This is a genomic window from Pseudomonas sp. HP_12 (assembly GCF_055283955.1).
This window is the reverse complement of sequence record NZ_JBTOQG010000006.1, coordinates 29,413-53,049: the sequence shown is the minus strand read 5'-3', so window position 1 is coordinate 53,049 and position 23,637 is coordinate 29,413. Positions and strand designations below refer to the sequence as shown.

The 23,637-nt window shown below is 63.4% G+C and carries 22 protein-coding genes; 10 read left to right on the top strand and 12 right to left on the bottom strand.

The window, feature by feature from the left end; all coding sequences use genetic code 11:
- The first annotated feature begins 242 nt into the window (after positions 1 to 242).
- Genes ACYASU_RS06395 through ACYASU_RS06385 form a run of 3 tightly spaced genes read left to right on the top strand, consistent with a single transcriptional unit; the run spans position 243 to position 2,628 of the window.
- On the top strand, positions 243 to 1,274 hold the full coding sequence (locus tag ACYASU_RS06395; protein ID WP_463582313.1) for an acyl-CoA dehydrogenase family protein: 1,032 nt from the start codon (positions 243 to 245) through the stop codon (positions 1,272 to 1,274).
- Positions 1,271 to 2,032 carry a PIG-L deacetylase family protein gene (locus tag ACYASU_RS06390; protein ID WP_463582312.1) on the top strand — a complete coding sequence of 254 codons (762 nt, stop codon included), beginning with the start codon at positions 1,271 to 1,273 and terminating at the stop codon, positions 2,030 to 2,032. Before ACYASU_RS06395 ends, ACYASU_RS06390 begins: the two co-directional genes overlap by 4 nt.
- Complete coding sequence (locus tag ACYASU_RS06385; RefSeq protein ID WP_463582311.1) at positions 2,029 to 2,628, top strand: SAM-dependent methyltransferase; 600 nt, start codon at positions 2,029 to 2,031, stop codon at positions 2,626 to 2,628. The genes ACYASU_RS06390 and ACYASU_RS06385 overlap by 4 nt, the downstream gene beginning before the upstream one ends.
- An 8-nt stretch (positions 2,629 to 2,636) precedes the next feature.
- Here the strand turns inward: ACYASU_RS06385 and ACYASU_RS06380 are convergent, their stop codons facing one another.
- Positions 2,637 to 3,368: a GNAT family N-acetyltransferase gene (locus ACYASU_RS06380; protein WP_463582310.1), complete on the bottom strand. Its 732-nt coding sequence runs from the start codon at positions 3,366 to 3,368 to the stop codon at positions 2,637 to 2,639.
- An 82-nt stretch (positions 3,369 to 3,450) separates the two neighbouring features.
- Positions 3,451 to 3,798 carry a hypothetical protein gene (locus ACYASU_RS06375; RefSeq protein ID WP_463582309.1) on the bottom strand — a complete coding sequence of 116 codons (348 nt, stop codon included), beginning with the start codon at positions 3,796 to 3,798 and terminating at the stop codon, positions 3,451 to 3,453.
- 550 nt (positions 3,799 to 4,348) lie between these two features.
- Here ACYASU_RS06375 and ACYASU_RS06370 point away from each other — a divergent pair.
- Positions 4,349 to 6,751, top strand: a complete 2,403-nt coding sequence (locus tag ACYASU_RS06370; RefSeq protein ID WP_463582308.1) for a glucose/quinate/shikimate family membrane-bound PQQ-dependent dehydrogenase — start codon at positions 4,349 to 4,351, stop codon at positions 6,749 to 6,751.
- Between the two features lie 97 nt (positions 6,752 to 6,848).
- Here ACYASU_RS06370 and ACYASU_RS06365 read toward each other — a convergent pair whose 3' ends face one another.
- Positions 6,849 to 7,097, bottom strand: a complete 249-nt coding sequence (locus tag ACYASU_RS06365; protein ID WP_346626323.1) for a hypothetical protein — start codon at positions 7,095 to 7,097, stop codon at positions 6,849 to 6,851.
- A gap of 475 nt (positions 7,098 to 7,572) precedes the next feature.
- Here ACYASU_RS06365 and ACYASU_RS06360 point away from each other — a divergent pair, with 475 nt between their 5' ends.
- Positions 7,573 to 8,118 (top strand): sterol desaturase family protein, encoded by a 546-nt coding sequence (locus ACYASU_RS06360; protein ID WP_463582367.1) that lies wholly within the window; start codon positions 7,573 to 7,575, stop codon positions 8,116 to 8,118.
- On the opposite strand, the gene crtB is transcribed toward ACYASU_RS06360, so the two are convergent.
- The 5 genes from crtB to fni are packed head-to-tail and all read right to left on the bottom strand — an operon-like array spanning position 8,000 to position 13,976.
- Positions 8,000 to 8,989 carry a 15-cis-phytoene synthase CrtB gene (gene crtB / locus ACYASU_RS06355; RefSeq protein WP_463582307.1) on the bottom strand — a complete coding sequence of 330 codons (990 nt, stop codon included), beginning with the start codon at positions 8,987 to 8,989 and terminating at the stop codon, positions 8,000 to 8,002. The two genes, ACYASU_RS06360 and crtB, sit on opposite strands and share 119 nt — an antisense overlap.
- On the bottom strand, positions 8,986 to 10,476 hold the full coding sequence (locus ACYASU_RS06350) for a phytoene desaturase (protein WP_463582306.1): 1,491 nt from the start codon (positions 10,474 to 10,476) through the stop codon (positions 8,986 to 8,988). Before ACYASU_RS06350 ends, crtB begins: the two co-directional genes overlap by 4 nt.
- Position 10,477: 1 nt before the next feature.
- Positions 10,478 to 11,653 carry a lycopene beta-cyclase CrtY gene (gene crtY / locus ACYASU_RS06345; RefSeq protein WP_463582305.1) on the bottom strand — a complete coding sequence of 392 codons (1,176 nt, stop codon included), beginning with the start codon at positions 11,651 to 11,653 and terminating at the stop codon, positions 10,478 to 10,480.
- Positions 11,650 to 12,924 carry a glycosyltransferase gene (locus ACYASU_RS06340; RefSeq protein WP_463582304.1) on the bottom strand — a complete coding sequence of 425 codons (1,275 nt, stop codon included), beginning with the start codon at positions 12,922 to 12,924 and terminating at the stop codon, positions 11,650 to 11,652. The genes crtY and ACYASU_RS06340 overlap by 4 nt, the downstream gene beginning before the upstream one ends.
- A complete protein-coding gene (gene fni, locus ACYASU_RS06335; protein WP_463582303.1) occupies positions 12,921 to 13,976 on the bottom strand; it encodes a type 2 isopentenyl-diphosphate Delta-isomerase in 1,056 nt (351 codons plus the stop codon). Before fni ends, ACYASU_RS06340 begins: the two co-directional genes overlap by 4 nt.
- Before the next feature lie 198 nt (positions 13,977 to 14,174).
- Between fni and ACYASU_RS06330 the strand changes: the two genes are divergently transcribed.
- Positions 14,175 to 15,104, top strand: coding sequence for a polyprenyl synthetase family protein (locus ACYASU_RS06330; protein ID WP_282373035.1), 930 nt, complete (start codon positions 14,175 to 14,177; stop codon positions 15,102 to 15,104).
- Here the strand turns inward: ACYASU_RS06330 and ACYASU_RS06325 are convergent.
- A complete protein-coding gene (locus tag ACYASU_RS06325) occupies positions 15,094 to 15,570 on the bottom strand; it encodes a hypothetical protein (RefSeq protein WP_463582302.1) in 477 nt (158 codons plus the stop codon). The genes ACYASU_RS06330 and ACYASU_RS06325 overlap by 11 nt on opposite strands.
- Positions 15,571 to 15,808: 238 nt before the next feature.
- Here ACYASU_RS06325 and ACYASU_RS06320 point away from each other — a divergent pair, with 238 nt between their 5' ends.
- Both ACYASU_RS06320 and ACYASU_RS06315 read left to right on the top strand, forming a co-directional pair.
- Entirely contained in the window at positions 15,809 to 16,624 is an 816-nt protein-coding gene (locus tag ACYASU_RS06320; RefSeq protein ID WP_346626331.1) for an alpha/beta fold hydrolase, read from the top strand.
- Complete coding sequence (locus ACYASU_RS06315) at positions 16,614 to 17,810, top strand: PAS domain-containing sensor histidine kinase (protein ID WP_463582301.1); 1,197 nt, start codon at positions 16,614 to 16,616, stop codon at positions 17,808 to 17,810. Before ACYASU_RS06320 ends, ACYASU_RS06315 begins: the two co-directional genes overlap by 11 nt.
- Before the next feature lie 696 nt (positions 17,811 to 18,506).
- Here the strand turns inward: ACYASU_RS06315 and ACYASU_RS06310 are convergent.
- From ACYASU_RS06310 to ACYASU_RS06300, 3 genes are all read right to left on the bottom strand, one after another.
- Positions 18,507 to 18,938 carry a RidA family protein gene (locus ACYASU_RS06310; protein ID WP_463582300.1) on the bottom strand — a complete coding sequence of 144 codons (432 nt, stop codon included), beginning with the start codon at positions 18,936 to 18,938 and terminating at the stop codon, positions 18,507 to 18,509.
- 96 nt (positions 18,939 to 19,034) lie between these two features.
- Positions 19,035 to 20,219 carry a DUF2252 domain-containing protein gene (locus tag ACYASU_RS06305; protein ID WP_463582299.1) on the bottom strand — a complete coding sequence of 395 codons (1,185 nt, stop codon included), beginning with the start codon at positions 20,217 to 20,219 and terminating at the stop codon, positions 19,035 to 19,037.
- 137 nt (positions 20,220 to 20,356) lie between these two features.
- Entirely contained in the window at positions 20,357 to 21,274 is a 918-nt protein-coding gene (locus ACYASU_RS06300) for a LysR substrate-binding domain-containing protein (protein WP_463582298.1), read from the bottom strand.
- A gap of 224 nt (positions 21,275 to 21,498) precedes the next feature.
- Here ACYASU_RS06300 and ACYASU_RS06295 point away from each other — a divergent pair, with 224 nt between their 5' ends.
- Both ACYASU_RS06295 and ACYASU_RS06290 read left to right on the top strand, forming a co-directional pair.
- Positions 21,499 to 22,248: an SDR family NAD(P)-dependent oxidoreductase gene (locus ACYASU_RS06295; RefSeq protein WP_463582297.1), complete on the top strand. Its 750-nt coding sequence runs from the start codon at positions 21,499 to 21,501 to the stop codon at positions 22,246 to 22,248.
- Between the two features lie 88 nt (positions 22,249 to 22,336).
- On the top strand, positions 22,337 to 23,635 hold the full coding sequence (locus ACYASU_RS06290) for an MFS transporter (protein ID WP_463582296.1): 1,299 nt from the start codon (positions 22,337 to 22,339) through the stop codon (positions 23,633 to 23,635).
- The last annotated feature ends 2 nt before the right edge of the window (positions 23,636 to 23,637 follow it).

Here is a 23,637-nt window from a genome sequence, read left to right as displayed (position 1 = left end):
CACGCCTTGACGCCCATGGGTCGGGAAACGCCCACTGCGACAAAACCGCGCACCTGACTGCAAGGCGCCGATCACCGCCCTCTTACGTGCTCCCTGCCAGAGGCAACAGAACCGGCCGGCAGAAGAAATGTTTGAACCCCGCCCCGCTGGCGCTGCCGAATTCCATCAGCAGGCCGCGCAAGCGCGCCAGGCAAAAGCCCGCGCACCTCGCGTCGGCGTCAACGGGTCGGAGACAGTCAGCCATGCGGGACGATGCACAAGGACTTGAATCACTGCTGGCGGATTTCGCCCACCGTGACAATCCCCACGTGCCCGACGCGCCCCTGCGGCACGCCATGCAGCGCTGCCTCGACAGCGGACTCGATCAACTGCCGTTGCCCGGCAGCGGTCGCACCCTCGAACGCTGGCGGCAATTGGCAACCGTGGCGGGCCTCGATCTGGCGCTGCTCAAACTCTACGAGGGCCATACCGACGCCCTTGCCATTCTGAAAGAGCTTGGCGCCGCGCCTTTCGAAGCACCCGGCATCTGGGGCGTGTGGGCCGCCGAGCCGCCCGACGCCAAGGTCGGCGTCAGCCAGCGCCACGGCGACAAGGTCCGCCTCAACGGCCGCAAGGCCTGGTGCTCCGGCGCCCAACAGCTGGATTACGCCCTGCTCACCGCCTGGGCCAGCGATGAGGCGCCGCAACTGGTGGCCGTCGATCTGAAGCAGCCGGGCGTGCGCTTCAGCAGCGAGACCTGGCAGGCCGTGGGCATGGCCGGCACCGCCAGCGGCGACGTGCACTTCGACGGCGCGGTCGGCATATGCGTGGGCAATAGCGGCGACTATCTGACCCGGCCAGGGTTCTGGCAAGGCGGCGCCGGGATCGCTGCCGCCTGGTACGGCGCGGCAGTGGCGCTGGCGAAAAGCTTGCGCGCGCACCGACACCACGGACGGCCAGAACCCCACGCCGACGCCCATCTGGGCAGCGTCGATGCAGCGCTGTGTGGCGCGGCGGCGGCCTTGCGCGAATGCGCGTCATGGATCGACGCCCATCCGCAGGACGACGCGAGCCTGAGGGTGCAGCGCCTGCGGGCGCAGGTCGAGATGGCGGTTGAACAGGTGTGCCGACATGTCGGCCGGGCGCTGGGCGCAACACCGTTCTGCCGCGATCCGCACTTTGCGCGGCTGGCCGCCGACCTCCAGGTGTTTATCCGACAAAGCCACGCCGAGCGTGACCTGGCGCATCTGGGCCAGCGAGTCGCCACGGTCGAACCCGAGGATTGGTCCCTATGAACGAAGCACAGCCATTCGGCGTCAGCGGGACACCGTTGAGCGCCTGGGAGAACAGCGTGGCGTTGCGCGGTGTGTGCCCGATCACCCTGGAAGAACTGGTTCCACCCGGCTCCCGCCTGATCGTGCTCGCGCCGCATCCCGACGACGAGGTGCTGACCTGCGGCGGACTGCTCGCAGCGATGGCCCAGCGGCAGAACGATGTGCACCTGGTTGCCGTCACCGACGGCGAAGGCAGCCATCCGCACTCGCCGCTGTGGCCCATGCAACGCCTGCGCACCGAGCGTCGGCGGGAAAGCCAGCAAGCCGTCGCGCACCTGGGCCTGGACGTGTCGAGGTTGTCTTGGCAACGGCTCGGCATGGGCGATGGTCAGGTTGCGGAGCATGCCGAGTCATTGATTGCGCTGCTCAGCGAAGACCTGCGTCCCTCGGATGTGTTGCTGACCACCTGGCGCCACGACGGCCACTGCGACCACGAAGCCGTCGGCCATTGCGCGGCCCAGGCGGTGGCCAACACCGGCGCGACACTGGTGGAAATTCCGGTGTGGGCCTGGCATTGGGCGGAACCGAATGACCCGCGCATCCCTTGGGAACAGGCCCGCAAATTCTGGCTCAGCGATGAGCAACTGCGGCGCAAGCGCGACGCCATCGGTGCTCACTTGAGTCAGCTGGAAAACGACCCGAGCACCGGCGCGCCCGCGGTGCTGAACCCGCAAACGCTGGAGCGTCTGCTGCAACCCTTCGAACTGGTGTTTCTGTGAGCATCACAGGTGAGTATTTCGACAAACTGTTCGCCAGCAGTGACGACCCTTGGGCCTTTCGCACGCGTTGGTACGAGCATCGCAAACGCGATCTGACCCTTGCTGCCCTGCCGCGTCAGCGCTACGCGCGCATCTTCGAGCCGGGCTGCGCCAATGGCGAATTGAGCCTGCGCCTGGCCGAACGGTGCGACGCATTGTTGTGCATGGACCTCAGCCCCCGGGCCGTCACCCTGGCCCGCGATCGCCTGAGTGCGCACGCCCATGTGCAAGTGCTGGAAGGTTGTCTGCCCCAGGACTGGCCTGTAGGGCAATTCGATCTGGTGGTGATCAGCGAATGGGCCTACTACCTGACGCCGGATGCCTTTGGCGAGATCATCGAGCGCATTCGTGAAAGCCTGACGCCCGATGGCGCGGTGCTGGCGTGCCACTGGCTGCACCCCATCGAAGGCTGCCCCATGGAGGGCCGCGAAGTGCATCAGGTCCTCGCGCGGCACTTGGCGATGGAACGCACGCTGCATCACGCCGAGCGGGATTTCCTGCTGGAAATGTGGAGCAAGGACTCGCGCGGAATCGACCTCAACGAGGCCGTTCGCTGATTCGGGCGTCAAACAAGCTGCGGGCCGATGAAGGCCTGCGCGCCTGACTCGCCCAGCAGTCCGTTGACGAACAGGCGCGCCTGCCGGGTCAGTTGGTCAATGTGTCGATCACGCTGTTTTTCCGCATCGGTCATCGCACGCTTGCCGTGCTGCTTCAACAGATAGCTGTGGATCTGCCGCACTTCCAGCGAGTTGTAGATCGGTGCGATGTCCAGCACGGCCAACAAGCCGTCGGTTTGCTGGTCGCGGGTGTTCATCAGCACCTGCGGCCCGCGTGCTCCCAGCACCTGAAAGCCCAGCGCCTCGAACACCGGCACTTTCGCAACGAAGCACGCCAGCTCGGCGTGGGGATAGCGTTCGGTCATTTTCTCCAGCATGGCCCGCGCCACGCCCTGACGACGGCGCGCCGTCTGCACTGCCATGTACGCCACGGCGCACGCCTGCGGGTCCTGTTGAACCGGCAGATAGAGCAAGAAGCCGATGACGACCGAAGGGTCCTCGGCATCCAGCGCCACGATCAATTCCACCGCAATCCCCCGCGATCCGTCCATCGCCTGCACGTACTGATGCACCTCATGGCCGACGCCGTATTGATACAGCGGGTACAACGGATTGCTCGGGGCGATGGCGACCATGCTGAGCTCGGTGACGTAGTCGATCACCATCTGCATGATCTGGCTCTTGATCGATTCCGGCGGCGTGGCGTCGAGGCGCATGACGGTAAACGTGGGGCTGGGCATTGTGATTCTGAATCCGGGGTCGGGCGGTGGGTTCGAGCCGTGCATGATACCCGCGCACTGCCTCAATTATCGAACCCTGCCGCTAATGCGAAGCCCAGTGGGACAGTTTGCGCTGGACGTCAGCGGCACCTGCCAGACACTGGCTGGCGGAGTGACCCGGTGAGCTGCGTTCCAGCGTGGTGACCGGCCTGCCGGGAGGGGAATAAATGGTGATCTGCCGTGCCCCCACCGGCTGAAATTCGATGCGGGTGCCGTCTTCCAGATACAGCGCCTCATCGGCGTATTTTCCGTCCATCGCGTGGTAATAAGGCGGAGCGCTCAAGCAGGTGCGCAGGTCGCCGTCGTCGAAGATTTCCACGTAGAACGTGCCGCCGGCATGGGGGCCGGCCCAGAGTCCGGTAAGGTTCTCGGGTGGGGAAGACGCGCTCACGGAGGTGTAATCCACTAACGACGGTCCGGTTGTTTTGGTATTACTGGCGGTGCCAGTGCAGCCAGACGCGCACAACACAAACGCCGCACATAATAGCGTGAGTGTGGTTCGCGCTCTGCTAAAACGTTTATGCATAGCGAACTTACTTCCAGCTTGTTATTGACTCGCAGGCTTGATGGAAGTGCAAAGACTTCACTCGTTCATGCGCCTGCGGTAACAAAGTTAGGTAGGGCTGTTTCCGACTCTAGTCTGCCCCCACAACCCCCGCAACTTTGAGCGATGGGATGCACCGGCGCGTGCATGGCCTGGCCCCACTCCAGCGCACTCTGTAGCCGCCTTTCCGCCCTCGTCATCGTGAGCCGATCTCGCCCAACGCCGCCCCGTTCGCCATCTGAATGCTTTTCCCCCGTGATCAGATTGCAAACACGGCCTATGCTTCGAAAGAGTGGATGGTCAGTGGCGCTGAAAATTTTATCCAGACTCCAGGTCCCGGAGTTGAACCCCCTATACGGCGCACAGTCCATGCACTACATCCCAAGGGGGAACATCGATGAATGACTTATCAAAAGCTTCAGGGCTGAGGCGTTTTACTTCCATCATTGCAGGCATCTTTGCTCTGTTTCTGGTGGTTGGCGGTATCTGGCTGCTCTCATTGGGCGGCTCTTTTTATTATCTGTTCCTGGGCGTCGCGCTGCTGGTATTCGCCGTCCTGTTGTGGCGACGTTCCGCTGCATCGCTGTGGCTCTACGGCGCGCTGATGCTGATCACCGTGGTCTGGGGCCTGTGGGAAGCCGGCACGGATTTCTGGGCGCTGGTACCGCGTTTCGACATCCTCGGGGTGTTGGGTCTGTGGCTGCTGATCCCGGGGGTCACCCGTGACATTCCGGAGCGTCTGAAGCCGGGCAAAACCTTTTTATCCGCGACATTGGCCCTGGCGATCGTGGTGATGGTGTATTCCATCTTCAACGACCCGCAGGAAATCAACGGCAGCATGGCGACGGCGCAACCCGCGCAGCATCAGCCTGTCGAAGGCATCGCCAACGGCGACTGGCCTGCTTACGGCCGCACGCAGTCGGGCACGCGTTATTCCCCGCTGACTCAGATCAACGATGGCAACGTCAAAGACCTTCAGGTGGCCTGGACCTTCAACAGCGGCGAATCGAAAACCGCCAATGACTCCGGCGAGACCACCAACGAGCTGACGCCGATCAAGGTTGGCGACAACATGTACATCTGCACCACCCACCAGATCCTGGTGGCGCTGGACCCGGCCACCGGTAAAGAGAAGTGGAGATTCGATCCCAAGCTCAAATCCGATCCGTCCTTCCAGCACTTGACCTGCCGTGGCGTCGCCTACTTCGATCAGGCTGACACCACTCAGTTTGCGAAAAGCCTGGAAGGCACCCAACCGGTCGCCACCAGCTGCCCGCGCAAGGTGTTCCTGCCGGTCAACGACGGTCGCCTGTTCGCCATCAACGCCGACACAGGCGCACCCTGTGCCGACTTCGCCAAAAACGGCGAGCTGGACCTGCTGCACTTGCAGCCCTACCCGTATCCGGGCGGCCTCGAACCCACCTCCCCGCCTGTCGTGACCGGCACCACCGTGATCATCGGTGGCTCGGTGACCGATAACCTGTCGGTGCACGAGCCGTCCGGCGCGATCCGTGGCTACGACGTCAACACCGGCGCGCTGAAGTGGATCTTCGACACCGGTGCCGAAGACCCGAATGCAATACCGGGCGACGGCAAAACCCTGGTCAACAACTCGCCGAACGCTTGGGCTCCGCTGGCCTATGACGCGAAAACCGACGTGGTCTACGTGCCAACCGGCAATCCGACGCCCGACATCTGGGGCGGCAACCGCACCCCGGTGATGGAGCGTTACGCCAGTTCGATCGTCGCGATGAACGGTTCCACCGGCAAACTGGTGTGGAGCTTCCAGACCACGCACCACGACTTGTGGGACATGGACGTACCGGCCCAGCCTACCCTGGCTGACGTGAAAACCGGCAGCGGCGAAGCCGTCCCTGCGGTGTACGTGCCGACCAAGGCCGGCAACCTGTTCGTGCTGGACCGTCGCGATGGCAAGCCGATCGTGCCCGTCCATGAAATGCAGGTGCCTGCCGGTGAAGCGGCGCCAGGCGATCGGGTCAGTCCGACCCAGCCCCGCTCGGACCTCAATCTGACGTCCGTTCAAACCCTGTCCGACAAGGAGATGTGGGGTGCGACGATGTTTGACCAGCTGGTCTGTCGCGTGATCTTCAAGCAGCTGTCCTACAACGGCCAGTACACGCCGCCATCCGAGCAAGGGACGCTGGTGTTCCCGGGTAACTTGGGTGTCTTCGAATGGGGTGGTATCTCGGTGAACGCTGACCGTCAGGTCGCGCTGATGAACCCGATGGCGCTGCCGTTCGTGTCCAAACTGATTCCCCGTGGCCCGAACAACCCGCTGTGGCCTAAAGAAGGTGCCACCGGCAGCGGTACCGAAATGGGCATTCAGCCTCAGTATGGCGTGCCTTACGGCGTCGAAATCAATGCCTTCCTGTCGCCACTCGGCCTGCCGTGCAAAGAGCCGGCGTGGGGCTATGTGGCCGGCGTGGACATGAAGACCCACGACGTGGTCTGGCGCAAACGCATCGGCACCATCCGCGACAGCCTGAAGGGCATCCAGCTGCCGCCGCTGAAAATCGGCGTGCCAATGCTGGGTGGTCCGATCTCCACGGCCGGCAACCTGATGTTCATCGCCGGTACGCAGGACAACTACCTGCGCGCCTTCAACGTCACCAACGGCGACCTGCTCTGGGAAGCACGCTTGCCAGCGGGCGGTCAAGCCACCCCGATGACCTATGAGAGCAATGGCAAGCAGTACATTGTGATCATGGCCGGCGGGCATGGCTCGTTTGGCACGAAGATGGGCGACTCGCTGATCGCCTACGCCCTGCCGTCGAAATAATCAGCGGCTGAGCGGCAACAAAAAGCCCGAGTGATCGGGCTTTTTGTTGTTTGCGATTCAAGTCATGGGCTGGCCATTTCTGGCGAACGCCGATGGCTTACTCGGTCTTGATCACACCCGTCATCGCCGTATAACGACTCTGCGGATTCTTGAGCTTGTCGAGCACCTCATCGGGCGTGGACTCGCGGAACACCACCATGTGCCCCACCTCCTCGCCGCCCTCGGTGACGCGCTCGATGTCGTTGATCATCCAGGTTTTCAGCTCTTCCACGCTGATGCCCAGTTGCTCGGCGACCTGACCGTGGAAGCGCTCTGCGTCGTATTGATTGAATTCGTCGTGGTTCATGGCCTTGGCCTCCTTTAGCGAGTGTAAGTCTGAGGCCCCACGTGGCGCGCACAGTTCAGTCCACGTGGACGCGCGGTGCCAAGCACCGGCATCGGCAGAAGACCGAGGGCGCACGAACCGCCCCTTCCCGGCTAAAGCCGGTCCCACTAAAAGCATCACGCTCGACTTGTAGGACTGGCTTCAGCCGGGAAAGCGTCGGGCGTTACACCGCAAGATTGAGAGTGTTAACACCGGCCCCTTCCCGGCTGAAGCCGGTCCCACGAAAAGCAATGCAGTCCACTGGAACACCGCGGACTGATAGTGGGACCGGCTTCAGTCGGGAAGGCGGCAGACGTCACGCTACAAAAACAACGGACGGTCACGCCCAAACCAGCAACTGACAAACCGACCTCCGCCTTCAGCCATCGGCATGCGACAATCACGCACCGAACACCGTCGGCCCTTTTACGGTCTGACGTTGAGACTCTCCCCGCGGATGAACCCGATGATCAATGCCCTCGTCTTTTTCGCAACCGTGATCGGCATGGAAGGCTTTGCCGTGTTTGCGCACAAGTACATCATGCACGGTTGGGGCTGGGGCTGGCATAAGTCGCACCATGAGCCGAGAACCGGCTGGTTCGAGAAGAACGATCTGTATGCCGTGGTGTTCGCCGGCTTCGCCATCGTGCTGATTGCGCTGGGCACTGCCGGCGCGCACCCACTGGAGTGGATCGGCGCGGGCATGACCGCTTACGGCTTTCTGTATTTCATCGCCCACGATGGTCTGGTGCACAAGCGCTGGCCGTTCAAATACGTGCCGCGCAATGGCTATCTCAAGCGCCTGTATCAGGCGCATTTGATGCATCACGCGGTATCGGGCAAAGAGCGTTGCGTGTCGTTCGGCTTTCTCTACGCGCCGAGCGTCACTCGGTTGCGCGCCCAGCTTCGACGCTTGCATGACGGCCCGTTGCACAAGTCCGACCCGGACGTTGCCAAAGGTTCGCCGGTCGCGCCGGCCACTGCCGACCTCGAGACGCGCTAGCCTTCCACGCCCCCACCAACACCAGTCGCAGCTTGTCCAGCTTGCTGGTCGAGACCCGCGCATCCCACGCCCGGGCGCCACGTTCCCTGACCTTCACGCCGATCTCCCGATAGACGCAACCCGCCGTCGCCACCGCCCACGCCGATCGCCATGGCAGCGCGGTCAGGCCGGCATTGGCGCTCTCGTAATACGGCTCGGCCATGTCCACCAGCCGCTTCGCCAGCACCGCCACCGCCGGACGATGCTCCGGGGCTGCAAGGCGATCATGGGGAATGCCCAGTTCATCCAGCCAGTCCCCCGGCAAGTAGCAGCGCCCCACCGAGGCATCTTCGACGATGTCCCGGGCGATGTTGGTCAGCTGAAACGCCAGGCCCAGATCGCAGGCCCGGTCGAGGGTAGCCTCGTCACTCACGCCCATGATCTGCGCCATCATCAAGCCGACCACGCCGGCCACGTGATAGCAGTACTCCAGCGTGTCTTCGATGCGTCGATACTCGCGCTGGCTGACGTCCATCGCGAAGCCATCCAGATGCTGCAGGGCATAACGCTGCTCGATGCCATGGCGCATGACAACCTCCCTGAACGCCTCGAACGCCGGACTGTGGGTCGGCGTCCCGGCGTACACGGCGTGGGTCTGGGCGATCAGCCGTTGCAGTCTTTCGGTGACGTCCTGCTGACTGACCACCGTCGCCGAATGCCCTGCTTCCTGACCGTCAATGACGTCGTCGCAATGCCGGCACCACGCATAGAGCATCACCGCGCTGCGCCGGGTCACCGGGTCAAACAGGCGTGACGCCGCCGCGAAGCTTTTCGAGCCGACTTCGATGCTCTGGGTGGCATGGTCGAGCAGCGCCTGATCGGCGACGCTCATGAGTGCAGGTCCTCCAGCATCAGCCCGGCCGTGGCTTTGGCCGAACCGATGACGCCCGGCACGCCGGCGCCCGGGTGTGTGCCGGCGCCGACCAGGTACAGATTGCTCAGGCTCGCGTCGCGGTTATGGGGGCGGAACCACGCGCTCTGGCGCAGGATCGGCTCAAGGGAAAACGCCGAACCGAGGTGCGCGTTGAGCTCTCCCTTGAAATCCTGCGGCGTGAAGATGCGGCTGGTGACCAGATCTTCGCGCAGCCCCGGCATGTAGTGCTTTTCCAGGTACTCGAAAATCCGGTCGCGATAACGCGGCCCTTCCACTTCCCAGTCGATATCGGCATTGCCCAGGTGCGGCACCGGCGACAGCACGTAATGGCTCGAACAGCCCGGCGGCGCCAGGCTCGGGTCAGTGATGCACGGCGCGTGCAGGTACAGCGAGAAATCTTCGGCCAGCGCTGCGCCTTTGAAAATCTCCTGGATCAGCGCCTTGTAGCGCGGGCCGAAGCACACGGTGTGATGCTGCAACTGGGGCTGCGGGCGCTTGAGCCCGAAGTGGATGACGAACAGCGAATTGCTGAAGCGCTTGCCTTTCAGCCGTGCGCCCTCCTTGACCCCGCGGGGATGGCCGCCGAGCAGCTCGGCGTAGGTGTGCATGACATCGGCGTTGGAGGCCACGCAGTCGACATTGATCTGCCGACCATCCTTGAGCCGCACGCCGGTCACTCTCTGGCCACTGGTGTCAATGCTGGCGACATCGGCGTTGAGCTCGACACGCCCGCCGATGTCTTCGAACAGCTTGACCATGCCCTGCACCAGCGCGCCGGTCCCGCCCTTGGGAAACCACACCCCCCACTGCCGTTCAAGGGCGTGAATCAGCGTGTAAATGGAGGACGTCGCAAACGGGTTGCCACCGACCAGCAGCGAGTGAAAGGAAAACGCCTGACGCAGTTTGTCGTCCTCGATGAACTGCGACACCATCGAATACACGCTGCGCCACGCCTGCAACTTCGCCAGCTGCGGGCCGGCCTGAACCATGTCGCGGAAGGACAGAAACGGCACCGCCCCGAGCTTCAGATAACCCTCTTGAAACACCGCTTTGGAGTACGCCAGAAAGCGCTGATAGCCGGCGACGTCCTTGGGGTTCATCGCGGCAATCTGGGTGTCCAGGGACTGCTGATCGTTGGCGTAATCGAACTTCGTCCCGTCTTCCCAGCACAGGCGATAGAACGGCGACACCGGCAGCAACTCGACGTAATCCTTGATGGATTTGCCGGCCGCGGTGAACAGCTCTTCGATGGCCGTCGGGTCGGTGATCACCGTCGGCCCCGCGTCGAAGGTGAAACCCTGATCTTCGTAGACGTAGGCGCGGCCGCCGGGCTTGTCGCGTTTTTCCAGCAGCGTCGTCTGCACGCCCGCCGCCTGAAGCCGGATGGCCAGGGCCAGGCCGCCGAAACCGGCACCAATCACAATTGCGGTTTTTGCTTGGGTCATGTCAATTCTCATGATGCTTAGGCAGGTGATGCTTGGGTAAGTAACGGGCAGCGGCTGTGACAGCCTCGTTGATCGGCACGGGCGGTTTTCCGGTCAGCACGCGCAGCTTGTCGGCCAGGGTGCTGCGGCCTGCGTAGAAACGGCTGATCAGGCCTTCGGACAGGCCGTAGAACCGCTGCATCACCTGCCAGCGATTCGACGGACGTCCGGCCAGAAACAGCATGCGGTTCAGCAGCCGATAGAAACGCTGGGAGTGCCAGGCTTCCTGCGCGATGGCGCGGATGCCTGCGTCCAGTGAGTCGGCATCCAGCGTTGGTTGAGCAGCGATCCACTCCGCCAGCCGCACGGCATGGGGCAGCGAATAGCCGGTGGTGCAATGAAACAGTCCGGCGCGCAAACCGGATCGCGGCTGCCCCGCCGCCTCGCGCCAGAAGCCGGCGAAATCCCCGGCCAGGGTGATCGGCAGCACGCCCTGCTCTTCGCGCAGGCACTCGGCAATCTCCCAGCCATGGGCGGCAGCGTAATCGGCGATGTGCTGACGAAGCTGCTCGGCGGAAAACGAGTGGTGATCCACGTAGTGGGTGTCTTCGATCAGCAGGGTGTCGGCCGAAAAAGGCAGCACGTAGACGAAGCGATAGCCCTCACTCTGCGCGACGCGGGCGTCCATGATGATCGGCGCGGTCAGGCCGTGGGGCACCTTCAAGCGCAGCAACTGACCCAGAAATGCCTGCTGCCCCAACACCATGTGCGCCGTGGCCTGCACGCCGCGGCCGTCGATCACCGCGCTGGCCTGAAGCCGCTCGCCGCTGTCCAGCACGACGGTGCGCGGGGTCAGTTCGGTGATGCGTCGACCGGTTAGCAGCGTATCGCCCAGGGCGGGCTCGATGACCTCGGCAAAGCGTTCCGACGTAATGCTGGCGTAGCCACTGTTCAGCCGCCGCGAACGTTGCGGGAAGTGCACGTCATAGGTCGCCCAGCGCTGCACCGCCAGCGGCTGCAGCCATTGATGCTGCTCGGCCGTGAGGTCGCCTTCGTGGTAGGACCAGGTGTGGTTGCCGCCCAGGTGCGTCTGCTCTTCGATGCACAGCACGGACAGCTCCGGCCGCAGCTGCTTCAGGCGCCAGGCGATCAGCCCGTTGGCCAGTCCGCCGCCAGCGAGAATCAAGTCATACGTCATGGCAACTGCCTCGCCAGCACCGGCTCGCCCGTGCGCACCACGGCTTCGACAATGTCGGCGGCGCGAGACGTGCCGCCAGCCTGGGCCAGTTCGGTCGCCAGTTGATCAAAAGGTTCGGTGGACAGCCCGCGCAGTTGCGTCAGTCGCTCGCGGATCTGCCCTGCCCCGGCGCCGCGCCGCAGTTGCAGACCAATGCCGGCGTGGGTAACCCGGGACGCCACGCCCGGCTGATCGAAGGCGATGGGCATGACCAGCATCGGCGTGCGCGCGACGATGGCGTCCATCACCGTGTTCAAGCCGCCATGGGTCACCACCGCATCGGCGTGTTGCAGCGCCCATTGTTGCGGCGCGAAGTCGGTCACCCAGGTCGCGCCGGCCTTGATCAGGCGCTGCTCCTGCCGGGCATCGAGCCCGCCGCAATGGGCGACCAGCAACTGCGCGTTCAATTGTCGGCTGGCCGTGGTGATGCGCTTGAACATGTCAAAACGACTGCCCTGCAGCGTGCCGAGACTGGCGAAGATGAACGGCCGCTCAGGGTCAATCGGCCACTCGCCCTGTTGTTCGGCTTGAGCCGCCCGCAGCGGCCCGACCTCGTGAAAATTCACAGGCGGATGCTGACGGGGGAAATCGAAACCGGGGATGGTCTGGCTGATCTGCGCGTAGGGTGAAAGGCATTCATGCAGGCCGTCGCGGGGCTCGATGGCCAGTCGGCGTGACGCATCACGCAGCACCTTGCTCAACGGCCTCATCAACCAGTCGTACACCTTGCGGCTGCCTTCATACATAGGCTGACTGCGTTCATCGGTGGCGTAGGCAAAGGGCATCACCGGCAGCGGCAGTTGCGGCTCGCGGTTGACCGGCAAGGCGCAGGCCACCGACACGTATGGCAAGCCCAGCCCTTCGGCGACCATCCCGCCTGCCGCTTCCATCTGATCGCAGAGCAAGGCCTCGATCTGCCGCACCGCCAGCGCAGACGGCAGCTCGGCGCACAGCATGCGGGTGGTGTCGCACAGGTCGCGGATCACCCGGCGCAGGCGCAGCGGATTATTCGAACAGGCGGCACGGCGCAGCGCCGCTTCGAGGCTGCCCGGCGGATGACTGAGGGCGCCGAGGGCATGAAAGCCGATGCGCGGGTCGGTCAGCCAGCGCCGTGCGTCGGCCTGCTGGAAAAAGGTCACCTGATGACCGCGGTCGATCAATGTCCCGGCCAACGCCTGAAACCCTTGAAAGTGGCTGTAGAACGCTGGCGCCACGACGGCAAAATGCGTCATGAGAGCAACGTCTGCAGGGTGTTGGGCGCCAGCAACCGGGCGCTGCGCAACGCGCGAAGGTCAGCCGAGCCGGTGCAGAAACAGGCGATGCGCAGCTGGCGGATGACAATGTCGAAGTGTTCGATGACTGCAGCCGTCGACAGGGTCGCGTTGCGCAGCACGCCTGCGGCCTGACCGACGACATCGGCGCCCAGACGAATGGCCTTGGCCACGTCGATGCCATTGTGAATGCCGCCGGATGCGATCAGCGGCGCGTCCGGCAGTGCCTGGCGGACCATGGCCAGGCTGACGGCGGTCGGAATGCCCCATTGCGCAAACGCCATGGCAACTTCGCGATCGGCCGGGTTCTCGGCGCGCTCGGCCTCGACCGCCGCCCAACTGGTGCCGCCAAGCCCGGCGATGTCCAGCACGTGCACCCCGGCTTGCACCAGCGCCTGCGCCACATCGACAGACAGGCCCGCGCCCACTTCCTTGACCACCACCGGCACGCCGACATCCAGCACCACGCGGTGGATCGCTTCGAGAATGCCCTGCCAGCGCCGGTCGCCGCCGGCCTGAACCGCTTCCTGCAACGGATTCAGATGAATGATCAACGCATTGGCCTGAAGCATGTCGACCGCACGACGAGCCATGTCCAGGCCGTCAGGCTCGATCAGCTGCGCGGCGCCGATGTTGCCCAGCAGCGCGATGTCCGGCGCCAGACGCCGCAGTTCGCGGGTCAGGCCCTGATCACCGCCGCTTTGCAAGGCCACCCGCTGCGACCCGACGCCCATGGCGATGCCCAGCTCCTGGGCGGCTTCGGCCAGATGACGGTTGATCGCGGTGGCCCGGTCGGCCCCGCCGGTCATGGAACTGATGAGCAGCGGCGCGCGCAAGGCAATGCCCAGCAGTGAGCTGCTGACGTCAACGTCGTCCAGATTCAACTCCGGCAGCGCACAGTGTTCGAAACGGATGTCGTCCAGTCCGGAGAAGGAGGAACGCACGCTGGCGCGTCGGTCCAGCACGATATCAAGGTGATCGTCTTTGCGACGACCCATATCGCTGTGAGTCATACTCGCTCCCTGCAGCTGAATTATTGAACGGGCTATACGGTCTTCTGCATACGGAATCTTGTACAAAGCCGATTTTCCTGTACAACTTTGCCGTATCTTGAGGCATTAAGAAACAGCAGTCGTTCCGTGATGACCGGTCTCGCACGCCGAACCGCTCCGCGACGAACAGTTTTACCGCTAAAGCATAGGGAAAGACCGATGGCAGGTAACCTCGACACAACAATCAAATCGGGCTTTGCCGGGCGACTGGGAGACGTCCGGGCGGCCATCGAAACGCGGCTCTCCGAGCTGCTGCCCGAGTCCGGCAACGAGCGCGACCTGGTGGCGCTGGCCATGCGCGAATCGACTTTGGCACCGGGCAAGCGCATGCGCCCGGTGCTGTTGGTGCTCGCTGCCGAAGGACTGGTTGAGGACGGCCGCGAAAACAGCCGCACGATCAGGCGACAGGCCGTGGACCTGGGCTGCGCCGTCGAGATGATCCACGCCGCATCGCTGGTGCTCGACGACATGCCGTGCATGGACAACGCGTCGCTGCGGCGCGGTCAGCCCACGGTTCACCTGAAGTTCGGTGAGGACGTGGCGATTCTGACCGCCATCGCCCTGCTCAGCCGTGCGTTCGGTGTCGTCGCCACCATCAGTGATCTGGCCGCCACCACCCGCACCGAGCTGGTCGAAGTGCTGGCCAATACGGTCGGCATGCAAGGCCTGGTGCGCGGGCAGTTCCAGGACCTGCGCGACGGCCAGCACAGCCGCGACGCGGACGAGATCGCCCTGACCAACAACCTGAAAACCGGCGTGCTGTTCGGCGCGATCATGGACATGGCCTGGCTGATCAGCGGCGCCCGGGAAGACCAGCGGCCGCTGCTGCAGAATTTCGCCATGGAGCTGGGCCAGGCCTTCCAGATGTACGACGATCTGCGCGACCGCTGCGCCGACAGCGACAAGGATCAAGGCAAGGACGACGGCAAATCCACGTTCGTTTCGCTGTACGGCGAGGACAAGGTCAGGCGCCAACTGGTGCTGCACCTGTCCAGCGCCGAGCAGGCCTTGCGTGAGGTCTACGGCGACGCCTCGACCATCGCCGGCTACCTGCGGCTGATCTTCGAGAAAGCCGCGGTCAACGGCTAGCCGATTGCGAACCCAGTTTTGCGATGGCCTGCTTGAGTTGTTCGCCGTCGGAGAATCGTTCCTGGCGGATGACCGCGCCGTTTTTCAGCGTCAGCCACTGCACGGTGTCGCGGTCGCCGTCGTACGCCGAGGCGACACGGGCGTCGCGGTCCAGCAGGATTCGGTACTTGGCCGAGCGCATCGCCGGGACCGCCACCATCTTCACCAGCGAGGGCATCTTCTCGATGTCCGCCACGTACACCACGTGGCGCTGCTCCAGGTAACCTTCGGGACCCTCTTCAAGGGCGGCGTTGACCATCTTCGCCGCCGACATGCTGCGGGCGATCAAGAGCACCTGGGCCTGGTCGTCCAGCGTGTAGGCCTTGTCGAACTGGTCGAGCAGCGTCCATTTGGCGACCGGCTGGGGCGCGTCATGTGCGAAGGCATTGAGACTGAGAAACAGAGCGAGGGCCGCAAATTGCCGCATGGTGTAAATCCCTTCAGCAGGAAAGATTGAACAAGAATAAGCGTCGGGGATAAGGACCGGCCTGCCCGCGCGAATTACCCTTTTTGGCGCCAATAATGGCTCAACAAATGAAGCGTGCGCCAATTTACCAGCAAGCGGTCCGGCCGGTTCGCCTGTTATGGGTTTTGCAGGTGATTTATCCCGGATAACCCTATAGGCTCGGCACCACTCGCGCCCACCGCCATTGTCCGGACACTCAATGAACCTTCAGCAGCGCAACAACGTGCACGTCATGGGTGACGGCCGGGCGACCCTGATTTTTTCCCATGGATTTGGTTGCGATCAGGCCATGTGGCGCTTGATCAGCCCCCATTACGCCGACCGCTTCAACGTCGTACTTTACGATCTGGTGGGCGCTGGCAATTCGGCCATCGAAGCCTACGATCCCCAGAAATACGCCACGCTGAACGGCTACGCCCACGACCTCGCGGAACTCGTCCGCGAATTCGGCACGGGCCCGGTGATCATCGTCGGCCACTCGGTCAGCGCGATGATCGGCGTACTGGCGGACCGACAGGCCCCAGGGCTGATCGCCGCCCACGTGATGATCGGCCCCTCCCCGTGCTACGTGGACTCCGGCGATTACGTCGGCGGCTTCTCCGAAGAGGACGTGCATTCGCTCCTCGATACCCTCGACAGCAACTACCTTGGCTGGTCGAGCACCATGGCCCCGGTGATCATGGGCGCACCGGGTCAACCGGCGCTGGGCGAAGAGCTGACCAACAGTTTCTGCCGCACTGACCCGGAGATCGCCAAGCAGTTTGCCCGCGTCACGTTTCTCTCGGACAACCGCAAGGACGTCGCCGGCCTGACCACGCCGACGCTGATCCTGCAATCGACCGACGACCTCATCGCCCCGGTTGCCGTCGGTGAATACCTGCACGCCGCGTTGCCCAACAGCACCCTGAAGCTGGTCGATAATGTCGGCCATTGCCCTCACTTGAGTGCGCCCGCCGCCTGTTCCGATGCGATCGATGCGTTCCTCGGGCGGTGGGTCAGCCTCAATGCCGAGTGATTTCGCGGCAGCACCGGACGTCGTCGAACTGTTCGAAGGCGCGCCGTGCGGTCTGGTGGTCACCGACGAAGACGGGCGGATCCTGCGCGCCAACCGCACGTTCTGCGACTGGCTGGGCTACACCGGCGACGAGCTGAGCGGCATGCTTTTCCAAAACCTGCTCACGGTCGGCGGGCGCATCTTCCACCAGACCCACTGGGCGCCGTTGATGCGCTTGCAGGGCTCGGTGGCGGAGGTCAAGTTGAGCATTGTTCATCGCGACCGTCGCCAGATCATCATGCTGCTCAACGGCGTGCGCCGGGAGCATGAAGGCAAGGTCTACAACGAGCTGGCGTTTTTCGGCACCGCTGACCGAGACAAATACGAGCGCGAGCTGCTCAAGGCACGCAAGGCGGCGGAAGAGCTGCTGCAGGAAAAAACCGCCGCCGAGGCTGCGTTGCGTCAGGCCCAGGCGGAACTCAATGAGGCTTACAAAACCGCCCAGCGACGCGCCACGTTTGCCGAACAGATGGTGGCGATCGTCAGCCACGACCTGAAGAACCCCCTCACCGCGATCAAGATGGCCACCGACCTGCTCGCTCGCGGTGAACGCACGGCCCAGGAAACCCGGTTGTTCAAGCAGGTCGGCGATTCGGTGCAGCGCGCCACCCGGATGATCGCCGACCTGCTCGACCTGACGGTGATCCGGGTCGGGCGCGGCATCAGCGTCAACCCCACGGAAGTCGATCTGCACACCTTCATCGGCCATTGCGTTGATGAACTGCGTGTTGCTTTCCCCCGCGCGGAACTGGCGCACTGCTCGGATGGCACGGGGCTCGTGGCGCTGGATAACGACCGTCTGTTTCAGGTGATCGGCAACCTCACGGCGAACAGCGTGGCGTATGGGGACATTGCCAGACCGGTGACCATTACTTCCGCGCTGGAGGCCGGGACGGTGGTGATTGCCGTGCATAACTTCGGCCCGGTCATTCCCGAAGTGCAGCGCACCCGTCTGTTCGAGCCGCTGACTCGCGGCGTGGATGTGGACGCCGAGCTGCGAAGCGTAGGGTTGGGGTTGTTTATCGTCCGCGAGATCGCCCGGGCCCATGGGGGTGATGTGTCCGTGGTCTCCGACGCGGTGGAAGGCACGACCTTCACAGTGAGGCTTCCGCGGTGTGCCGGTGAAGCGGTGGCGTCCGGGGATTGAGCATTCAGCTGTAGGACTGGCTTTAGCCGGGAAGGCGTCGGCAGTCACGCTGCAAAAATTATGGTGCTCACACTGGCCTCTTCCCGGCTAAAGCAGGTCCCACTAATCAACCGCGTACTCATAGTGGAACCAGCTTCAGCCGGGAAAGCGCCGGCAGTCACACTGCAGAGTTGATGGTGCTCACACTGGCCTCTTCCCGGCTGAAGCCAGTCACACTAATCAACCGCGTACTCATAGTGGGACCGGCTTTAGCCGGGAAATCGTCGGCAGCCACGCTGCAGAATTGAGGGTGCTCACACTGGCCTCTTCCGGGCTGAAGCCGGTCCCACTATTCAACCGCGTACTCATAGTGGGACCAGCTTTAGCCGGGAAGGCGTCGGCAGCCACGCTGCAGAATTGAGGGTGCTCACACTGGCCTCTTCCCGGCTGAAGCCGGTCACACTAATCAACCGCGTACTCATAGTGGGACCGGCTTTAGCCGGGAAATCGTCGGCAGTCACGCTGCAGAATTGAGGGTGCTCACACTGGCCTCTTCCCGGCTAAAGCAGGTCCCACTAATCAAACCGCGTACTCATAGTGGGACCGGCTTTAGCCGGGAAGGCGTCGGCAGTCACGCTGCAGAATTGACGGCGCTCACACTGGCCTCTTCCGGGCTGAAGCCGGTCCTACCAGCGCGCGCATCTGACGAACTATCGTTCACCCGTTAGGCATGCGCGCCGCCACCGCTTCGATCTCGATCTGCATCCCGTCCAATGCCAGGCGGGGTACCGGGATCAGTGTGCACACCGGCTTCATATGACCGGCCCATGCCCGATCCGCCTCCTCGACCCACATGCGCAACCGTTCCTCCGTGTGATCAACGATCAGCAGCGTCAGTTTGAGGATGTGCTGAAGGTCGGCCCCGCGGGATTGCAGGGCGGTGCGGACGTTGGATATGGCTTGGGCTGCCTGTTCGGCGAAGACCGGGGACAGCTGACCTTGGGCATCCTCACCGCCCTGCCCGGCGATGAACAGCCACTCGGCGTTAGGGCTCACGGCGGCGAGATGGGAATACGCATTGGGGGCCGGATCATACAAGCCTGGCGGGTTGGACAACGCGAAGGGTGAAGCAAGGTGGGTTTGCGGCATGGGAATGATCCTGAACGTGGGAGCGCCCAGTCTCGAACCTCCACCTAAGTCGAGGTCAAGGGCGCGCTCCCGTCCGAATCGATTTTCCGGGGCGAATCAATTCTCCAGCGCATACCGCCGGCAATGCTCCAGATAGCCCTGCTCGTGGCTGCCCACCAGATGCACGACGTTGCTCCACAGCCACGACGGCGCATCCAGTGTCTGCGAGCGGTTGAGCTGCAGTTCGCGCATCCACGACGAACGCGTGGCGAGGTCCATTTGCCGGGCGTGGGCCAGGCCGACGACGCGGGCCAGGTAACCGGCGGCTTTCATGGCTTCGCGCTCGCTCAGTTGATCAAGCTCAAGCTTCATGTCCTGGGGCAACAGCTCGCGGACGAAGAAGCCGTGATCGAGCATGCGCGTAGCGATCATGCGATTACCCAGCCCTGGCGACAGATGCCGAGCGCCTTCCACCACGCGCTTGCCATTGTCCCGAGGCATGCCCGCGCGAGGGGTGCGCGGCGCGGCGGCAGCGACAGCCTCCTTGACGTCGAGCAGGCAATACTCCTGATCTTCGTCATCGCCCACGCTCAACAGGACCGCATAACGCAGCAGACCCAGCGAACTGCAACCCTTCACCCAGTAGGCACAATCGAGCATCTCGACGCGGTCTTCCTTGGATCGGCCCTTCAGCGAGGTGACCAGCGCATGAATCTCCGGCGTCGCGCACAGGTCTTTCAGGCCATGACGCTCATCGCGGGACAACGACCAGAAATGCTTGCCCAGCGGAATGGTCGGCCGGGTGTCTTCGATACGCTCCTGGGCAAGGTGCTTCCAGGTCCGCTGAACCGCGCTGCGCATCCCCGCCTTCACCTGCGCCGGGCGTGCGGGCTCCTCGTCGGCACCATCTTCGAACGCCAGCTCGTAACCCTGCATCATCTCTTCGAGCATTCTGGCGGTGGCGACGCCAGGCAGATCGGAACCCCGGGCCGCAGTGGCCAGGGACAGCGCCAGGCGCACAAGGTCGTGGGCCGGGTTGCCAATCACCGTCTGATCCAGATCGCGGATGTGAATGTCGATGCGCCCTTTGGAATCCCCGGTCGGCCCGAGATTACCGGCGTGACAGTCGCCGCAAATCCACACCGGCGGACCGCTGGGCAGACGTCGGCCCGACTGGCTGTGCAGCCATTCGTAAAACTGCACCGTGCTGCCGCGCACATAGGCGTGGGCGGAACGGGCCATTTTCAGATTGCGTAATTCGTTGAGTGGCTTGAGGCGGGCGGACGGTCGAGGAGTCTTCATGAACAATTCTTTGCAGGGAGATGTAGCGTTGACTCGCGGCAAAGAGAAATGTTGCGGAATGTTTCATCGTACTGCGATGAGAGGCGCGATCACAGATACACATTACAGACGTGTAGCCGCGGTCAGCAGTTGACCTCTCAAAACACAAACCCATGCCCCAACTCCTTCTCCATCCACTCCAGAAATCGCCGCACCCTGGGAAAGCCGGAGTGCGCTTTCGGGAACACCAGATGATGCGCCGCGACCGGCGCTGACAGCGCTTCAGGCGCCACCTCGACCAACGCCCCGCTCGCCAGATATTTCTGTGCCAGCAGCGTGCTTTCCAGCGCGAAACCCAAACCGTGGCTGGCGGCCTCGAGCGTCATGTAAGAGCGATCGAAGCTCAGCGCATAGGGTTTTTCCGGACGCGCCAGACCATGCTGGGCGAACCAGGCCGGCCAGCGCAGCAGCGTCGCTTCCGAGAGAATCAAATCGCGGTCCAGCAGATCGGAGGCCTGAGCGACCGGACGCGTTTCAATGAACTTGGGTGAAGCCAGTACGGCGAAGGTTTCGTTGCGCACCGTGCGCACTTCGAAGCTCGGCCAGTTGGGCTCGCCGTGGCGAATGTCGACGTCGATCTTGTCGCGACTGAAATGCAGCGACTCGTAGGAACACGACAGATTGATCTGAATGTCGGGGTGGCTCAGGCGAAAGGCTTCCAGTCGCGGCATCAACCAAAGCAGCCCGAAGCTGGGTGAGGAATGCAGCCGCAGGCAGTCGAGGCTGACGTCGCTACCCGCCCGCTCCGTGGCGATGGCCAGGCTGTGCAACAACCCGGAAATATCCTTCAGGTATTGCTCGCCCACCGGGGTCAGGGTGACGCCGCGCGCCGCGCGCACGAACAGCTGACGGCCAATCATCGCTTCCAGCCTGGCGAGTTGATGGCTGACCGCCGAGGGCGTCAGGTCCAGCACTTCCGCCGCCCGTGCAACGTTGCCAAAGCGCGCGGTCTGCTCAAAGGCCTGAATGGCTTTCAGCGGTGGCACGCTGGGCGGGGCTTCGTCGATACGCTTCATGGGGACATGGCTCCACGTTTGTTGTTGTTATCTCCAGGCCCGCCATTCAATCACCCGGCACAGGTCGTGACGAGTGCTGAATTTTTTTCAGCATCCAATGACTTTTGCGTCATTGCTCACCCCTGGCACGGAGCACAAGCTGACCTGGCCAGAAAAGTCGGACAGCGAAAAAGTTCGCTTCCCGCTGATCCAGCCCATAACAATAATCACACGAGATCACGCCCATGCTCCTTCAAGGCAAAATTGCAATCATCACCGGCGCTGCCTCTGCTCGCGGTATTGGCCGGGCCACCGCTGCCACCTTCGCCCAACACGGCGCCCGCGTGGTCATCCTCGACCTAGACGAATCCGCCGCCCGCGACGCCGCCGCTTCACTGGGCGAAGGTCATCTGGGCCTTGCCGCCAATGTCGCCGACGAGGCGCAGGTGAAACAGGCCGTCGCGCGGGTCATCGAGCACTTTGGCCACATCGACGTACTGATCAATAACGCCGGCATCACCCAGCCCCTCAAGACCCTCGATATTCGCCCCGGCGACTACGACAAAGTGCTCGACGTCAGCCTGCGCGGCACCTTGCTGATGTCCCAGGCGGTGATTGCGCTGATGCGCGAGCAAAAATCCGGCAGCATCGTCTGCATGTCGTCGGTCTCGGCACAACGTGGCGGCGGCATTTTCGGCGGGCCTCACTACAGCGCAGCAAAGGCCGGCGTACTGGGCCTGGCCAAAGCCATGGCTCGGGAACTGGGCCCGGACAACGTGCGCGTGAACTCCATTGCGCCGGGCCTGATCCACACCGACATTACCGGCGGCCTGATGCAGGACGAGCGCCGCCACGCCATCATCGACGGCATCCCGCTGGGCCGACTGGGCGCGGCGCAGGATGTCGCCAACGCCGCGCTGTTTCTGGCAAGCGACCTGTCGTCCTACCTGACCGGCATCACCCTGGACGTGAACGGCGGCATGCTCATTCATTGATGTTTTCTGCGCCGGCCGAGGTCGTCGGCGCTGTTCTGAATCGACGTTTCAGCCGCAGCTGACCATAAAAACAAGAGATCAGACCATCATGACTACCCTCTCCCTGGATGCGGTCGTTTCCGTCCGCACCAACGCTTACCGCAAAACCGCCTGGCGGCTGATGCCATTCCTGATGCTGTGCTATCTGTGCGCCTACCTGGACCGGGTCAACGTCGGCTTCGCCAAGCTGCAGATGATGAACGACCTGGCCCTGAGCGAAGCGGTGTACGGACTCGGCGCCGGCATGTTCTTCCTCGGCTACTTTCTCTGCGAAGTGCCGAGCAACCTGATCCTGCACCGGGTCGGCGCCCGCCGCTGGATTGCCCGCATCATGATTTCCTGGGGCATCATCTCCGCCCTCTTCGCCTTCGTTGAAACCGCCTGGCAGTTCTACGGCCTGCGCTTTCTGCTGGGCATCGCCGAAGCCGGCCTGGCGCCGGGTCTGCTGTTGTACCTGACCTACTGGTTTCCGTCCTATCGCCGGGCGCGAATGACCGTGCTGTGGTTCATCGCCATCCCGCTGTCGGGAATGATCGGCGGGCCGCTGTCCGGGCTGATCATGACCCGTTTCGCCGGGGTGCACGGCTGGGCCGGCTGGCAGTGGATGTTTGTCATCGAAGCCATTCCCACCCTCCTCGTCGGGCTGCTGGTACTGAGCTACCTCAAGGACGGCGTGCACCAGGCCACCTGGCTCAACGACGAGGAAAAGGAGCTGGTCAACAAGGAGCTGGCCGAGGACAACAGCCAGAAAGTCACCCACGCGTCAGTCGGGGAATTCATTCGCGATCGGCGCCTGTGGATGCTGGCGTGCATCTATTTCTGCGTGGTCATGGGTCAGTACGCGATCACCTTCTGGCTGCCGACGCTGATCCGTAACGCCGGCGTCGCTGATCCGCTGCACATCGGCCTGCTCACCAGCTTGCCGTACATGTGCGCCATCGCGGCCATGCTGTTGATGGGCCGCAGCGGCGACAAGCACCGCGAGCGGCGCTGGCATCTGGTGGCCCCGATGATCGCCGGCGCCATCGGCCTGTCGCTGGCGGCGCTACTGGGCGGCAATCTGCTGCTGTCGGTGCTCAGCCTGTGCCTCGCCGCCTCCGGTGTGCTTTCGGCCTCGTCACTGTTCTGGATGCTGCCGACCACGCTGCTGGGCGGCGTTTCCGCCGCCGCAGGGATCGCCGGGATCAACAGCTTCGCCAACCTCGCCGGCTTCTGCTCGCCGTACCTGATCGGCTGGATCACCACCTCCACGGGCTCAAGCGCCATCGGCATGTACCTGATTACCGGCGTGTTGTGCATCGGCGCCCTGCTGGTGTTGCGCATCCCCGCCGCGTCCGTCAATCGCTAATA

Coding starts and splice junctions, on each gene's coding strand:
- ACYASU_RS06395 (WP_463582313.1), top strand. CDS start 243: ATGCGGGACGATGCACAAGGACTTGAATCACTGCTGGCGGATTTCGCC.
- ACYASU_RS06390 (WP_463582312.1), top strand. CDS start 1,271: ATGAACGAAGCACAGCCATTCGGCGTCAGCGGGACACCGTTGAGCGCC.
- ACYASU_RS06380 (WP_463582310.1), bottom strand. CDS start 3,368: ATGCCCAGCCCCACGTTTACCGTCATGCGCCTCGACGCCACGCCGCCG.
- ACYASU_RS06370 (WP_463582308.1), top strand. CDS start 4,349: ATGAATGACTTATCAAAAGCTTCAGGGCTGAGGCGTTTTACTTCCATC.
- ACYASU_RS06365 (WP_346626323.1), bottom strand. CDS start 7,097: ATGAACCACGACGAATTCAATCAATACGACGCAGAGCGCTTCCACGGT.
- ACYASU_RS06360 (WP_463582367.1), top strand. CDS start 7,573: ATGAACCCGATGATCAATGCCCTCGTCTTTTTCGCAACCGTGATCGGC.
- crtB (WP_463582307.1), bottom strand. CDS start 8,989: ATGAGCGTCGCCGATCAGGCGCTGCTCGACCATGCCACCCAGAGCATC.
- ACYASU_RS06350 (WP_463582306.1), bottom strand. CDS start 10,476: ATGACCCAAGCAAAAACCGCAATTGTGATTGGTGCCGGTTTCGGCGGC.
- crtY (WP_463582305.1), bottom strand. CDS start 11,653: ATGACGTATGACTTGATTCTCGCTGGCGGCGGACTGGCCAACGGGCTG.
- ACYASU_RS06340 (WP_463582304.1), bottom strand. CDS start 12,924: ATGACGCATTTTGCCGTCGTGGCGCCAGCGTTCTACAGCCACTTTCAA.
- fni (WP_463582303.1), bottom strand. CDS start 13,976: ATGACTCACAGCGATATGGGTCGTCGCAAAGACGATCACCTTGATATC.
- ACYASU_RS06330 (WP_282373035.1), top strand. CDS start 14,175: ATGGCAGGTAACCTCGACACAACAATCAAATCGGGCTTTGCCGGGCGA.
- ACYASU_RS06325 (WP_463582302.1), bottom strand. CDS start 15,570: ATGCGGCAATTTGCGGCCCTCGCTCTGTTTCTCAGTCTCAATGCCTTC.
- ACYASU_RS06320 (WP_346626331.1), top strand. CDS start 15,809: ATGAACCTTCAGCAGCGCAACAACGTGCACGTCATGGGTGACGGCCGG.
- ACYASU_RS06315 (WP_463582301.1), top strand. CDS start 16,614: ATGCCGAGTGATTTCGCGGCAGCACCGGACGTCGTCGAACTGTTCGAA.
- ACYASU_RS06310 (WP_463582300.1), bottom strand. CDS start 18,938: ATGCCGCAAACCCACCTTGCTTCACCCTTCGCGTTGTCCAACCCGCCA.
- ACYASU_RS06305 (WP_463582299.1), bottom strand. CDS start 20,219: ATGAAGACTCCTCGACCGTCCGCCCGCCTCAAGCCACTCAACGAATTA.
- ACYASU_RS06300 (WP_463582298.1), bottom strand. CDS start 21,274: ATGAAGCGTATCGACGAAGCCCCGCCCAGCGTGCCACCGCTGAAAGCC.
- ACYASU_RS06295 (WP_463582297.1), top strand. CDS start 21,499: ATGCTCCTTCAAGGCAAAATTGCAATCATCACCGGCGCTGCCTCTGCT.
- ACYASU_RS06290 (WP_463582296.1), top strand. CDS start 22,337: ATGACTACCCTCTCCCTGGATGCGGTCGTTTCCGTCCGCACCAACGCT.